Raw genomic sequence first — 13,472 nt, forward strand, 5'->3', positions numbered from 1 at the left:
CTTCCTCCGGAAGTGAGTTGGAGCCTGGGGAGAACCCTTGGAAAAGGATGCCGCGACACATAGCAGGCGCGGTCTTTTAGTCAACAAATCGGGATGGATTTTGCCGGGCTTGTTATGGCACCCGGCGCCTACATTAGCGATAGCGGGGGACAGTCGCGAGAGCTTTGTTGACGTGCCCTTCACCCGGCGCCTAATCTTTCCCAGATAACGCGTTCTGAACACGTGCGATTCGGTGATGGGCAGGGCATAGGACGAAGCCATGACCGGGGAAACGACCCTCAAGGAAGTCATCGCCAGGCTGGGCAAGGCCATGGAAGGGCTGGAAAACGCCGTGGCGGCGAAGCTCGAGCATGAGCGCGATTATTCGGAAGCCGAGGCCGAGGTGCAGCGCATGAACGCCGACCGCTCGCGCCTGGCGCAGGAGCTCGACAATTCCGAAGCGCGCGCCGAACGGCTGGAGGACGCCAACAAGGAAGTGTCGCGGCGGCTGGTGACCGCCATGGAAACCATCCGCGCGGTCCTGGACAGGTAAGGCAATGGCACAGGTCACGGTTTCCATCGACGGCAAACAGTATCGCATGGCCTGCGACGAAGGCCAGGAAGAGCATCTGATCGACCTTGCCGAGCGCTTCGACCGCTATGTCTCGCACCTGAAGGATTCCTTCGGCGAGATCGGCGACCAGCGGCTCACCGTCATGGCCGGCATCATGGTGATGGACGAGCTCTCGGAGCTCACTAAGCGTGTCAAAGGCATGGAGAGCGAAGTGCTGACCTTGCGCAAGACGCGCGACGAGGCGCTGACCAAGGCCGACAAGAGCGACAGCGTGCTCACGACCGCGCTCGGCGCGCTCGCGCAGCGCATGGAAGACCTCACGGCGACGCTCGCGATAAGGAAAGCCTGAGCGGCCCACCCTCTCGCGAAAGCGCAAAATCCTGCCGAAGAGCCCCGTGCTCGCCAAAAAAATATTTGGCTGCAGCGGGCTAGGTTACGGCTCCTGGCGTTTGACCGATGCCGCGATGGTGGTAGCTTAGAATGCTTGCCGGCCGCGCCGGCCATCGTTTCATAAAAAAGGGTAGGGATAGGTCATGAGTCTTCGTATCAACGATGTCGCGCCGGATTTCACGGCCGAGACCACGCAGGGCACCATCAAGTTCCACGACTGGATCGGCGACGGCTGGGCGGTGCTGTTCAGCCATCCGAAGAATTTCACGCCGGTCTGCACCACCGAGCTCGGCACCATGGCCGGCCTGGAAGGCGAGTTCAAAAAGCGCAACGTCAAGATCATCGGCATCTCGGTCGATCCGGTATCGAGCCACGAGAAGTGGCAGGCTGACATCAAGACCGCCACCGGCCAGACGGTGAACTACCCGCTGATCGGCGATAAGGACCTCAAGGTCGCCAAGCTTTATGAAATGTTGCCGGCAGGCGCCGGCGAGACCTCCGAGGGCCGCACGCCGGCCGACAACGCCACCGTGCGCTCGGTCTATGTCATCGGCCCGGACAAGAAGATCAAGTTGGCGCTGACCTATCCGATGACCACGGGCCGCAACTTCGACGAGATCCTGCGCGTCATCGATTCCATCCAGCTGACGGCCAAGCACCAGGTGGCGACGCCGGCCAACTGGAAGCAGGGCGACGACGTCATCATCACCGCCGCCGTCTCCAACGAAGACGCGATCAAGCGTTTTGGCGCGTATGAGACGGTGCTGCCGTACCTCAGGAAGACCAAGCAGCCGACGGCCTGAGCCTTTCCTTCTCCCCGTTCCACGAGGAGAAGGTGCCCGAAGGGCGGATGAGGGGCGGCGCCGCGGTCGAGGATCAGCGCGGCGGCCTCGCGAAGACAGTCGCTGGAAAAGACAACCTCGCTGCCTCGGCGCTGCCCCTCATTGCCCTGCCGGGCATTTCTCCCCGTATAGTGACGGGGAAAGGGGCGCGCGACCGCTTTCGCCAAACAAAAAAGGCGGCGCCGAAGCGCCGCCTTATTGATTGATTCCTTGAGCTTGTTACGCCGCCGGCTGCGCCTCGATGGTCCGCAGCGCCTGGGTCTGGCGCTTGGCGGCCGCCTTGACCGCGTCCTGCACCTTCTCGAAGGCGCGCACCTCGATCTGGCGCACGCGCTCGCGGCTGATGTCGAACTCGGCCGAGAGTTCTTCCAGCGTCAGCGGCTCTTCGGCCAGGCGACGCGCCTCGAAGATGCGCCGCTCGCGGTCGTTGAGCACCGACAGGGCGCCCGACAGCATGGTGCGCCGGTTTTCCAGCTCGTCCTGCTCGATGAGCATCTCTTCCTGGCTCTCGTGGTCGTCGACCAGCCAGTCCTGCCATTCGCCGGACTCGCCTTCGCTCGCCCGGATCGGGGCGTTGAGCGAAGCGTCGCCCGACAGGCGGCGGTTCATCGACACCACTTCGGCCTCGGAAACGTTGAGGCGAGTGGCGATCTCGGCGATCTGCTCGGGCTTCAAGTCGCCATCGTCGAGCGCCTGGATCTTGCCCTTCACCTTGCGCAGGTTGAAGAACAGACGCTTCTGATTGGCGGTGGTGCCCATCTTGACCAGGCTCCATGAGCGCAGGATGTATTCCTGGATCGAGGCCTTGATCCACCACATGGCATAGGTGGCGAGCCGGAAACCACGCTCCGGTTCGAATTTCTTCACGGCCTGCATGAGGCCGACATTGCCTTCCGAGATCACCTCGCCGATCGGCAGGCCGTAGCCGCGATAGCCCATGGCGATCTTGGCGACGAGCCGCAAATGGCTGGTGACGAGCTTGTGCGCAGCCGTAGTGTCCTGATGCTCGGCATAACGCTTTGCGAGCATGTACTCTTCCTGCGGCTGAAGCATCGGAAAGCGGCGGATTTCTTCCAGGTAACGGGCGAGACCGCCTTCACCGGAAACGATACTGGGTAATGATTGGGCCATGATAGCGCCCCTCTCTCTTTGGAGTGGATGCCCCCGAAACGCGGCGGGCGTTCGTCACGGATGCCAAAGGCTCATCCGCGACAACCTGTGTATATAGGAACAAAACCAGAAAAGACAGGCATTTGTTCAACGCTAAACAGTCTGTCAAGCTAAAGTGAACAACGCCGGTCAGGTTTTTTGATGGCTGGTTTGCAGCTTGTTCGTGGCGGGTCGGTTCAGAGTTTTCGAAAGTCGCCGACGAGTTCCTCCATGTCTCCCGGTATCGGCGCTTCGAACCTCATCGTTAGATGGGTGGTCGGATGCCGGTATTCAAGGAGCCACGCGTGCAGGGCCTGCCGGGGAAAGGCTTTGACCTTGGCCTTCAAGGGTCCGGGCAGCCGGTTGGCCTTGGTGCGGAAAGCCTGCCCGTAATCCGGATCGCCGATCACGGGGTGCCCGATATGGGCCATGTGGACGCGGATCTGGTGGGTCCGGCCGGTCTCCAGCCGGCATTCGACCAGGCTTGCCGTGGCGAAAGCCTGCTGTCCTTCGCCGAAACGTTCGACAATGCTGAAATGGGTGACGGCATGGCGGGCGTCGTCGCGACTTTCAGACACCACCGCGCGGCGGACGCGGTCGGCGGCGCGACCCAAGGCAGCCTCGATGGTGCCGGTCGGCCGTTGCGGGATGCCCCAGACCAGCGCCAGATAGGCGCGCTCGAGGTCGCCGGTGCGGCCATGATCGGCAAAGGCTTCCGACAGCGCCTTGTGGGCGCGGTCGGTCTTGGCCACGACCATGACGCCGCTGGTTTCCTTGTCGAGGCGATGGACGATGCCAGGACGCCTGACGCCGCCAATGCCGGACAGGCTGTCGCCGCAGTGATGGATCAGCGCGTTGACCAGCGTGCCGGTCCAGTTGCCGGCGCCGGGGTGGACGACCAGTCCCGCCGGCTTGTTGATGACGATCAGCTCGTCGTCCTCGTAAAGAATGTCGAGGGGAATGTCCTCGCCCTGTGGCTCCGCCGGCTCCGGAGCGGGCACCAGGATCTCGATCGTCTCACCGACCGTCAGCTTGCGCTTGGCTTCCAGCACCTTCCTGCCGGCGATGGAGACTGCGCCTTGCTTGATCAGCGCCTGCACGCGGCTGCGCGAGAGCTCCGGACCGAGCTTGGCGGCAAGCCACTGGTCGAGGCGCTGGCCGGCGGCATCGGCGCCGGCTTCCAGGACGGTGGCTTCGCTTGCGGCCAACTCACCGTCCGTCGGTTCCTCCCCTATCAATGTCGAACTCTCTTCGTTATGAGCGCTCATCGAAACCCGTTGCGGATTGTTTAGCCATGGCCCGGCCGATCGCCGAAGAAGATGAGGAAAAGCCGCTCGACCCCGCGGCCGAGAATGTGCGCCGCAAGCTCGTCCGCTTCATGATCGTCAATCTCGGCCTTCTGTTCCTGGCCCTTATGGTGGTGATCGGGGCGCTTGTCTACAAAGCCCGCAACGCGCCGGTGGCCGGATCGGCGCCCGCCGGCGATGTTCAGGCTCCGGCCGGTGCGCCGCTCTCGGGCGACATCGTGTTGCCCGTCGGCGCCAAGGTGATCAGCCAGTCGCTCTCCGGCAACCGCCTGTCGATCGACGCCGAGCTTGCCGATGGCGGCCGTTCGATCTTCGTCTACGACATCGCGGAGCGCCGCATCATCGGCCAATTCGCGGTTCGCAACAAATGAGCGGCTTTGCCGAGCAGCGCAGCATTGCGACCGTCGCGCTCGTCGTCGGCAATTACGACGAGGCGATCGCCTGGTATGTCGAGCGGCTCGGTTTCGTGCTGAGCCAGGATGTCGATCTCGGCGGCGGCAAGCGCTGGGTCACCGTCGCGCCGGCGAAGGGCAAGGGGGCGAGGCTGCTCCTGGCGGAAGCATCCGGCGAAGAGCAGGCAAGCCGCATCGGCAACCAGACCGGCGGCCGGGTCTTTCTCTTCCTCGAGACAGAAGATTTTTCCCGCGATCACCGGGCGATGCTCGCCAAGGGCGTCGAGTTCCGCGAAGCGCCGCGCTTCGAGGCCTACGGCACGGTGGCGGTTTTTTCCGATCTCTATGGCAATCTCTGGGACCTGATCGAGCCGAAACGGCAGGGCTGACCGGGGCATTTCGCTAAGTCTACGGACAACCTGAAACCCCAGTTGCTTTTTCCCAGCGGCCAGCCTATGTAGCCGGTTCTTGAGCGCGCCCATCGTCTAGCGGTCAGGACACCGCCCTCTCACGGCGGGAACAGGGGTTCGATTCCCCTTGGGCGTACCAAGCAACTCTCCTGTAGACCGAAAGACCAATCCCTGCTGGGTCCAATCTGGCGTTCGCGCGTTCGTCCGTTCTGGCGCAGCGCTTGCAGTTGCTTTAGCATTCTCTGCACAAAGCCTGCCGCAAGTGCGGGCGGGAGGAGTCCAATGCGGAAGCTGCAGTCGCAAGGCGTTCATCACATCACGCTGGTCGGCGCCGGGCGCCAGACCTCGATCGACTTCTGGGAGGGCGTGCTCGGCATGCCTTTCATCTTCGAGCAGCCCAATCTCGACAAGGCGAGCGAAAGCCATCTCTACTTCGATCCCGGCGACGGGCGGCTGATCACCGTCTTCACCGACGAGACCCGGGTCCCGGTCAAGCGGCGGACACCGACCGATATAGGCTGCGTCCATCACATCGCGTTCTCGGTGTCGCGGGTCACATTCCTGCAGGCAGTCGCGCGGCTCGACGAGCGCGGTATCAAGCACAGCGGCGTCAAGGATCGCGGCTTCATGGATTCGATCTATTTCGAAGATCCGCTCGGGCTGTTGATCGAGCTCGCGTCCTACCGCTTCGACCCGCCGGTCGGCTTCACCCATGCCGACGTGCTGATGGAGGCGCACAAGATCCGCGTGGCGCGCGACGACTACAACATCGCCGAATTGCACCTTGCCGACGCCATCCAGGCGCTGGTCGAGCGGTCACGCGCTACCCTGTCGGAAAACAGGGCGCCGAAGAATCCGTACTGAGCGAGCAAAGGGAGGGACATGAAATGGCAAAAGCCGCAACAAAGAGCGCGAAGAAACCCGCTGCCAAGGTAGCGCCGAAAGCCGCGGTAAAAGCCGCCGCGAAATCGGGCGCCAAGGCATCGGCGAAGGCGACTGCCAAAGCGGCCGCGACCTCGAAAGTGGCGAAGCCAGCTAAGAAGCCGGGCATAAAACTCAGCATGCTGAGGCCGAGCGTCAACAACATGACGGTGCGGGTGTTCGCGCGCGCGGCCGGGCTCGATCCGGCGGAGACCGATGCCTGGGGCCTTACGCGTTCGCCCGAATTCCTGGCGCGCAATCCGGCGCATCTGACGCCGATGATCGAGGACAAGGGCCTGCCGCGCGGCGTGCTGTGGGAAAGCTGCGCCATCATGCAGTATCTCGCCAACAAGCACGGGCTGGACAAGTTCTATCCGAAGGCGCCGGCCAAGCGGGCGATGATCGATAGCGCCATGTTCTACCTGGTCGGCACGCTCTATCCCTATGTCGCGCGCGCGACGTATCCGGCGCTCGGCTTTCCGCAATATGCTGGCGAGGTCGGCCACAGCGACGCCCATCCCGACAAGAAATCGGAAGCGCAGAAGGCGGCGATGGCTGCGATCGCCGAGCCGCTCGAGGTGTTTCACTCCTTCTTTCGTAACGGCAAACCGTTCATCGGCGGCAACAACCCGTCGATCGCGGATATAAGGCTGGCGGCGACGCTGGAATTCCTGGCGGTCATCGACTACGCGCTGCCCAGCTGGGCGAAGGAATACATGGCGGCCATGGAGAAGAAGCTCGGCAAGGCCTATGCGGAGCCGGCAGGCGACGTGCGCGGCTACATCGCGCATGTGAAATCGCAGGCCAGGGCCTAACAGCCGGCTCAGGTTAAGGTTTCATTTACCCAACGCCTGTCTACTGGTCACAGTCCTCGCCGCGACCACGGATGTACTGGCGCGAAGCGGAGGCGAAGGGAAAGGTCGGCCCAGCGCCGGCCTTTTGCTTTTCCGGCGGTTGTATCGCCTCCCGCCGGCAATCACGACATACGACTTATCCGGTGCCAGACTGGTTGAAATCCTATTGTCATCGGCGGGATTGATCCTACCATACCCTGGGGTTGACAGGTGCGAGCCGGGCAAAAAGCGATGAGGACGGCGATGACAAGAACGGTGAAATTTTCCGCGGTCGCGGTCGCGCTCCTGGCGAGCGCCGCCATCACGGCCGAAGCCGCGCCGCTCAACGGTATGAACGAGGTTGGCGCCGCCTTGCTCGCCTGCTGGACGCCGCCGGCCAATTCCGACAATTCCTCGGTGACGCTCAGCTTCAGCTTCAAACGCGACGGCACGCTGATCGGGCCGCCGAAAACAACCGCTATCCATGTCAGCGGCGACGACAAGGCGCGTAAGGCGTATATCGACGCCGCGACCAAGGCCCTGAACGATTGTCTACCGCTCAGCCTTTCGCCCTCGCTGGCGCAAGGCATCGCCGGAAACGTCTTCACGCTGCAGTTCAACTCGCCGAAGAAGTAGGTCACGGCGAAGGCACCGAGCCTAAGGCGCGTCGCGATCGTTCTAGATTCGCTCCATGCGCTTTAGGTTTTTGGGCATGTCTTTATCCCGAAATCGGTTCCCACTTTCGGCAGACATGTTCTAACCGTGTCGCACTTTCCTGGAATTGCTTTCAGGTCAAACCGCGTGCGCGCCTGATCTGGGCGTGCTTTTCCAGTTCCGGCATCTCGAAGACATAATCGTTCCAGGCGGAGTCCGGGATCTGCCCGGCCAGGTAGCAATCCAGCAGAAGGCTTTGTTCGGGGGTAAGGGCTCTCGGCGCGTGCTCCAGCCCCAGCGAATGGATCAGGTTCCTGGTCAGGCCCGAGACGGTGAAGTGAAAGGACATCTTCAGTCTCCTCTGCGCAGCGCGCGTCACATCAACGCCAACAACGTCCGTCACCGGGCAAAGGTTTCATCAGCGATCCGTGATCGCGCCGCGGTCGCGGCCGGGCTGAATCTGTCGGGCTGTCTTTCTTCACGGGCAGTGGATCCAGCCGGCATCGACCGGCGGATTGAGGCAAAGCTACTCGCAGACGACGCGGTAGCGCTTGCCGGTTTCGCCGACATTCCTGCAGGTAAGAGCGGTCTGCTCGCCCGAAGGCTGATCAGCCAGATTCTGGTTATGTGAGGGCCTTGCCGGAGACCTGGAATAGCGCCGGACCGACGGGCCTTGCGGCGCGCCCGGCGGCGGCAAAGGAAACACGTCCGACGCGATCTGCCGCGACGCGGTCGTTCCCGGCGGCGCCTTGTCCCAGACACGCCTGACGTCCATCCGGCTCGGGACGATCACCGTGCCGTCGTCGCTGCGCGCGCAGCCGCCCGCCGCAAGCAGCGCCGGACACAGGATGAAAGCCGCGATTCGACCAAACATTAGCAACACCTCAGGCACCTTATAATGCGTTGTTGCCATGATCGCCAACGGGCGGATTACCGCAGCCGGCGCCAGGACCGGAAGCTGGCTCAACGGCACCGGGGGCAGGCGGTTGCAATCATTATGGTTAGCGGATCGTTAATGCTTGTCGGGCACATTCCCCCGACGGACCGGCACAGTTCGGCCTTGGGGGTAGGAATGGCGGATACGGACGGGACTGTCGAGGCGGACAACAAGGCGGACAGACGCGGCAACGAGGCCTTTTTCGGCGACGTCCACGATATGGCCGGGACCTCGGAGGCGCTTGCCAATCTCAGGCTGATGGTCGATTCGATGCCGATCGGCGTCATCGTTCTCGATGCCGAATTGCGGGCGGAGGTGGTCAACCGGGCATTTTACGACTTCTGGCAGATCGATCCGCGGCGCGCTCCGGCCGGCAGTCGCTTTCGCGACCTCATGGAAGCTAGTCGTGATGCCGATCCGTTCGGCGCCGAGGAACAGGCCTGGCAAAGACATGTGGCCGAACGGGAGGCCGAAATCCGGGCTGGAAGCGCAGGGTCCAGGCAGTTGCCGCGCAAGGACGGCCGCACGCTGATAGCCTCGCTGGCGCCTCTTCCAGGCGGCAAGCGGCTGATCTCCTATGTCGACATCACCGACATGAAACAGCGCGAGACCGAGACGGAGGACGCGCGCAAGAACCTCGTCACCGTGCTGGAGTCGCTGCCGGCGGGGGTCATCATCTACGATCGCGACGACCGCTTCGTCTTCGCCAACCGCAAGCTGCAGGATACGCTGCCGGCGCTGAAGCCGGCCTGGCAGCCTGGCCGCACGTTCCGCGAGGCGTTGGCGCTTGGCCACTCCGTCGGCTACTTCCGCTCGAGCGGCGACCCCGGAATCGACAGCCTGTATGGCGTCGACACCGAGCGTTGGCTTGACGCCATGCTCAAGCGGTACCGTTTGCCGAGCTCGGCCTACGAACGCCTCAACGCCGACGGGCGCTGGTACCAGGTCTATGACATGCGTACCGACGACGGCACATTCATCGGCGTGCGTGTCGATATCACCGACATCAAGGCGCGCGAGAAGGCGTTGCGCGATTCCATGCGCCAGATCGACCTTTACCGGCATGTGATGGACGAATTGCCCGTGGCAGCCTTCATCAAGGCCGACGATCTCAGCATAGAATTCGTCAACAAGGCCTGGTGCGCGCTGACCGGACTGCCCAAGGACGAGGTGCTCGGCAAGACTGATCGCGAGCTTTTCGCGGCCGAAGAGGCGGACGGTTTCAGCAATGACGACAACGAAGTTGTGGCGACCGGCGCGGGACGCGAGATCGAGGAAGCCGTCACCCACCGCGACGGCACGGTGCGCCAGCTGATGACGCGCAAGAGTCGGCTGGTGGCGATCGACGGGTCGGTGCATCTGGTCGGCTCCAGCACCGACATCACCGACGTCAAGGCGCGCGAGCAGGCGCTGCGGCAGAGCATGAGCGAGAACGAGGTGTTCCGCAGCCTCATCGACAATGTGCCGGTGTCGATCTACGCCAAGCGCTCGGACCTCAGGCAATTCTACGTCAACAAGGGCTGGTGCGATCTCACCGGCTTCAGCAGGGAAGAAGCGATCGGCAAGACCGACGTCGAGATTTTCGGCGCGGACGGCGAAGCCTTCGTCGCCGGCGACCTTGCTGTGCTTCGCACCGGCGAGACGCAGGAGATCGAAGAGACGGTGACGATGCCGGACGGCAGCGTCAGGCATCAATTCGCGCGCAAGGGCGCGATGATCGCCTCGGACGGCTCGCTCTATCTCATCGGCTCCACCACGGACATCACCGAGCTCAAGCAGCGCGAGGCGGAGCTCAGCGAGGCACGCCGGCGCGCCGTGCTCGCCGACCGGGCCAAGTCGGAGTTCCTCGCCAATATGAGCCACGAGATCCGCACGCCGATGAACGGGGTTCTTGGTATGGCAGAGCTGCTGGCAAAGTCGGACCTCGATCCGAAGCAGAAGACGTTCACCGACATCATCGTCAAATCCGGCAATGCGCTGCTCACCATCATCAACGACATCCTCGACTTCTCGAAGATCGATGCCGGCCAGCTGGTGCTCGACCCTGCACCCTTCAATCTGGCCGAGGCGATCGAGGATGTGGCGACGCTGGTCTCGACGCGCGCCAAGGAGAAGGACCTCGAGCTCATCGTTCGCATCCAGCCGGGCCTCGACGGCCAGTTCGTCGGCGATGTCGGCCGTGTCAGGCAGATCGTCACCAACCTGCTCGGCAACGCGGTGAAGTTCACCGACAAGGGTCATGTCCTGGTCGACGTGACGGGTGAGCGGGTTCCGGCGGGAACGAGGCTCACCATTTCCGTGACCGATACCGGCATCGGCATTCCGGAAGACAAGCTGAAGCAGGTTTTCGAAAAGTTCAGCCAGGTCGACACCTCCTCGACCAGGCGGCATGAGGGCACCGGGCTTGGCCTTGCCATCACCTCGCGTCTGGTCGAGATGATGGCCGGCGAGATCGGTGTCGACAGCGCCGAAGGGAAAGGTTCGACCTTCTGGTTCACGATCACGCTGCCCAAGGCCGAGCAGGGCGGACAGCGCATCATGCCGGTCGACGTCACCGGCGCGCGCGTGCTCATCGTCGACGACAATGCCGTCAACCGCTCGATCCTCAGCGAGCAGATGGCGTCATGGACGTTCGATTCCTGCGCGGCCGAAAGCGGCGCCGAAGGGTTGAAGGTGCTGATTGCCGCCGCCGCCTACGGCGTGCCGGTCGACTGCGTGGTGCTCGACTACCAGATGCCGGGCATGACCGGCGCCGAGATGGCGCGCATCGTGCGCAATACGGCGGGCCTGGCGCATACGCCTATCATCATGCTGACCTCGGTCGACCAGTCGCTTGCCAACACCACCTATCGCGACCTCGGCATCGATGCGCAGCTGATCAAGCCGGCGCGCTCCTCCATTCTCCTGGAAACGCTGGTCTCGACCATCCAGCGCCACCGCCACAGCAGCGCGGCGGCGCAACCCGCCATTGGCACCGCCAGCTCCCCGCAAGCCGCCCCGGCGCAGACGGCGGCATCGGAGCGCGCCATGCTGCAACCGCCGCCGGCGCGGGCGCGTCCGCGCCCCGCCGATGCCGAGCGCGGGCTCGACATCCTCGTCGCCGAGGACAATGAGGTGAACCAGATGGTGTTCACCCAGATTCTTGGCGAGACCGGTTACCGCTTCGAGATCGTCGGCAACGGCCGCAAGGCGCTCGACGCCTTCGGCAGGCTCAATCCGCGCATGATCCTGATGGATGTATCGATGCCGGAAATGAACGGGCTGGAGGCGACGGGCGCCATCCGCCGGCTCGAGGAGGACATGGGCACGCATGTGCCGATCGTCGGGGTCACCGCGCATGCACTGAAGGGCGACCGCGAACGCTGCCTCGAAGCCGGCATGGACGATTACCTGCCGAAGCCGATCAGTCCGCGGGCGCTGCTCGAAAAGCTCGAGCGCTGGCTGGGTTCGGACGTCGAGACCCGGCGCAACGCCGGTTAAAACGAATTTGGCGGGCAGGACGGCGGCAAGGGGCTGACGCATGCGTATGGTGCGATCGCACCATACCAAAGCAAGCGCCAAGCTCGGACAATCATGACATTGATTCCGCTCTTCGGTTACGGGCGGGAGCAGCGACCGCCGACAAGAAACAGCGTCGACTCTACCCCAACGGACCCTGTTTTCGGCGATGGCCACGCCATGATCCGCTCTGGCTTACTGGCAACGCACTCTCGTCCGGATTTTATTTCCCGGCGGCCGTCATCCGGCCGCCGGGATAAATTTTGTTTCAAAAGTCAGACAAGTTGCTGATTTCCGCGGCAAACTCCGGCCGGTCCTTCGAGGCTGACGCGGACCCTTCCGTGCATCCCCGTTCAGGCGTTACCGGGCTGACACGAAACTGTCATGCGACTGTAATAATCGAGGGCTATTGCGCTGACCGGGCGCCGATACAACGGGTGCCGAAAGACCATCTTCCGAACAGGAGCAGGCCACATGAGACATTTCATCCGCTCGGCGGCCGTTGCAATTGCAATGGCTGCGGCATCAACCCTTAGCATGGCCGCCGCGATGGCAGCCGACATTTCCGGCGCTGGCGCCACCTTCCCCTATCCGATCTACGCGAAGTGGGCCGACGCCTACAAGAAGGAGACCGGCATCGGTCTCAACTACCAGTCGATCGGCTCCGGCGGCGGCATCAAGCAAATCAAGGCCAAGACCGTGACCTTCGGCGCTTCGGACGCGCCGCTGAAAGGCGAGGATCTCAACTCCACCGGGCTCGCGCAGTTCCCGATGGTGATGGGCGGCATCGTTCCGGTCGTCAACCTCGAAGGCATCAAGCCGGGCGAGCTGGTGCTCGACGGTCCGACGCTCGCCGACATCTTCGCCGGCAAGATCACCAACTGGAACGACGAAGCAATCAAGAAGCTCAACCCCGACGTCAAGCTGCCCGACCAGGCGATCGCCGTCGTCCACCGTTCGGACGGCTCGGGCACCACGTTCAACTTCAGCTACTACCTGGCCGACGTCAGCGCCGACTGGAAGTCGAAGGTCGGCGTCAACACCGCGCTCGAGTGGCCGGTGGGCATCGGCGCCAAGGGCAATGAAGGCGTCGCCAACAACGTGTCGCAGACCGGCGGCGCGATCGGCTATGTCGAATACGCCTACGCCAAGCAGAACAAGCTGACCTACACCGACTTGATCAACAAGGACGGCAAGAAGGTCGAGCCGACCGCCGCCGCGTTCTCGGCCGCTGCGGCCAATGCCGACTGGAGCTCGCAGCCGGGCTACGGCGTCATCCTGGCCAACCAGGCCGGCGCCGAATCCTGGCCGATGACCTCCGCCACCTGGATCCTCGTCTACAAGAAGCCCGATGACGCCGCGGCGACGACCGAAGCGCTCAAATTCTTCGCCTGGTCTTATGCCAAGGGCGATGAGCTGGCCGCCGGCCTGGACTATGTTCCGATGCCCGACGCGGTCGTGAAGAGCGTCGAGGAAATGTGGAGCAAGGACATCGTCGACGCGAACGGCAAGCCGCTCTACTCCGGCATGTAATTCCCGCAAAATAAGGAGGGCGTCTACGGCGCCCTCCTGTCTCTTTCGAAATG

15 protein-coding genes and 1 tRNA gene are annotated in these 13,472 nt (G+C 63.2%); 12 read left to right on the forward strand and 4 right to left on the reverse strand.

Going from position 1 to position 13,472, the window contains the following annotated elements:
- The first annotated feature begins 259 nt into the window (after nt 1-259).
- The 4 genes from LB523_RS09020 to LB523_RS09035 all read left to right on the forward strand — a co-directional run bounded on the left by LB523_RS09020 (nt 260) and on the right by LB523_RS09035 (nt 1,991).
- Nucleotides 260-532, forward strand: coding sequence for a DUF4164 domain-containing protein (locus LB523_RS09020; protein ID WP_023763725.1), 273 nt, complete (start codon nt 260-262; stop codon nt 530-532).
- Between the two features lie 4 nt (nt 533-536).
- Entirely contained in the window at nt 537-902 is a 366-nt protein-coding gene (locus LB523_RS09025) for a cell division protein ZapA (RefSeq protein WP_095767358.1), read from the forward strand.
- Between the two features lie 184 nt (nt 903-1,086).
- On the forward strand, nt 1,087-1,746 hold the full coding sequence (locus LB523_RS09030) for a peroxiredoxin (RefSeq protein WP_140847021.1): 660 nt from the start codon (nt 1,087-1,089) through the stop codon (nt 1,744-1,746).
- A gap of 47 nt (nt 1,747-1,793) precedes the next feature.
- Nucleotides 1,794-1,991: a hypothetical protein gene (locus LB523_RS09035; RefSeq protein ID WP_224602282.1), complete on the forward strand. Its 198-nt coding sequence runs from the start codon at nt 1,794-1,796 to the stop codon at nt 1,989-1,991.
- 13 nt (nt 1,992-2,004) lie between these two features.
- Here LB523_RS09035 and rpoH read toward each other — a convergent pair whose 3' ends face one another.
- The gene (gene rpoH / locus LB523_RS09040) at nt 2,005-2,916 is read right to left on the reverse strand and encodes an RNA polymerase sigma factor RpoH (protein ID WP_095767360.1); all 912 of its coding nucleotides are present in this window, start codon (nt 2,914-2,916) and stop codon (nt 2,005-2,007) included.
- A 215-nt stretch (nt 2,917-3,131) separates the two neighbouring features.
- Nucleotides 3,132-4,202, reverse strand: coding sequence for an RluA family pseudouridine synthase (locus LB523_RS09045; protein ID WP_224602283.1), 1,071 nt, complete (start codon nt 4,200-4,202; stop codon nt 3,132-3,134).
- Between the two features lie 26 nt (nt 4,203-4,228).
- Here LB523_RS09045 and LB523_RS09050 point away from each other — a divergent pair, with 26 nt between their 5' ends.
- From LB523_RS09050 to LB523_RS09075, 6 genes are all read left to right on the forward strand, one after another.
- Entirely contained in the window at nt 4,229-4,612 is a 384-nt protein-coding gene (locus tag LB523_RS09050) for a fimbrial protein (protein WP_140693096.1), read from the forward strand.
- Nucleotides 4,609-5,022, forward strand: a complete 414-nt coding sequence (locus LB523_RS09055; protein WP_224602284.1) for a VOC family protein — start codon at nt 4,609-4,611, stop codon at nt 5,020-5,022. The genes LB523_RS09050 and LB523_RS09055 overlap by 4 nt, the downstream gene beginning before the upstream one ends.
- A gap of 85 nt (nt 5,023-5,107) precedes the next feature.
- Nucleotides 5,108-5,182 (forward strand) — tRNA-Glu (locus tag LB523_RS09060).
- A gap of 143 nt (nt 5,183-5,325) precedes the next feature.
- Nucleotides 5,326-5,907, forward strand: coding sequence for a VOC family protein (locus tag LB523_RS09065; RefSeq protein WP_224602285.1), 582 nt, complete (start codon nt 5,326-5,328; stop codon nt 5,905-5,907).
- Nucleotides 5,908-5,930: 23 nt separating this feature from the next.
- Nucleotides 5,931-6,779, forward strand: a complete 849-nt coding sequence (locus tag LB523_RS09070) for a glutathione S-transferase family protein (protein WP_224602286.1) — start codon at nt 5,931-5,933, stop codon at nt 6,777-6,779.
- A 282-nt stretch (nt 6,780-7,061) separates the two neighbouring features.
- Nucleotides 7,062-7,433, forward strand: coding sequence for a hypothetical protein (locus LB523_RS09075; RefSeq protein ID WP_224602287.1), 372 nt, complete (start codon nt 7,062-7,064; stop codon nt 7,431-7,433).
- 151 nt (nt 7,434-7,584) lie between these two features.
- Here the strand turns inward: LB523_RS09075 and LB523_RS09080 are convergent, their stop codons facing one another.
- Entirely contained in the window at nt 7,585-7,800 is a 216-nt protein-coding gene (locus tag LB523_RS09080) for a hypothetical protein (protein WP_095767549.1), read from the reverse strand.
- 177 nt (nt 7,801-7,977) lie between these two features.
- A complete protein-coding gene (locus tag LB523_RS09085; RefSeq protein WP_224602288.1) occupies nt 7,978-8,325 on the reverse strand; it encodes a hypothetical protein in 348 nt (115 codons plus the stop codon).
- Between the two features lie 198 nt (nt 8,326-8,523).
- Here LB523_RS09085 and LB523_RS09090 point away from each other — a divergent pair, with 198 nt between their 5' ends.
- Nucleotides 8,524-11,868, forward strand: a complete 3,345-nt coding sequence (locus tag LB523_RS09090; RefSeq protein ID WP_224602290.1) for a response regulator — start codon at nt 8,524-8,526, stop codon at nt 11,866-11,868.
- Between the two features lie 492 nt (nt 11,869-12,360).
- The gene (pstS, locus tag LB523_RS09095) at nt 12,361-13,419 is read left to right on the forward strand and encodes a phosphate ABC transporter substrate-binding protein PstS (protein ID WP_224602291.1); all 1,059 of its coding nucleotides are present in this window, start codon (nt 12,361-12,363) and stop codon (nt 13,417-13,419) included.
- Nucleotides 13,420-13,472 lie beyond the last annotated feature (53 nt).

This window comes from Mesorhizobium sp. ESP-6-4 (genome assembly GCF_020164735.1).
GTDB lineage: Bacteria > Pseudomonadota > Alphaproteobacteria > Rhizobiales > Rhizobiaceae > Mesorhizobium.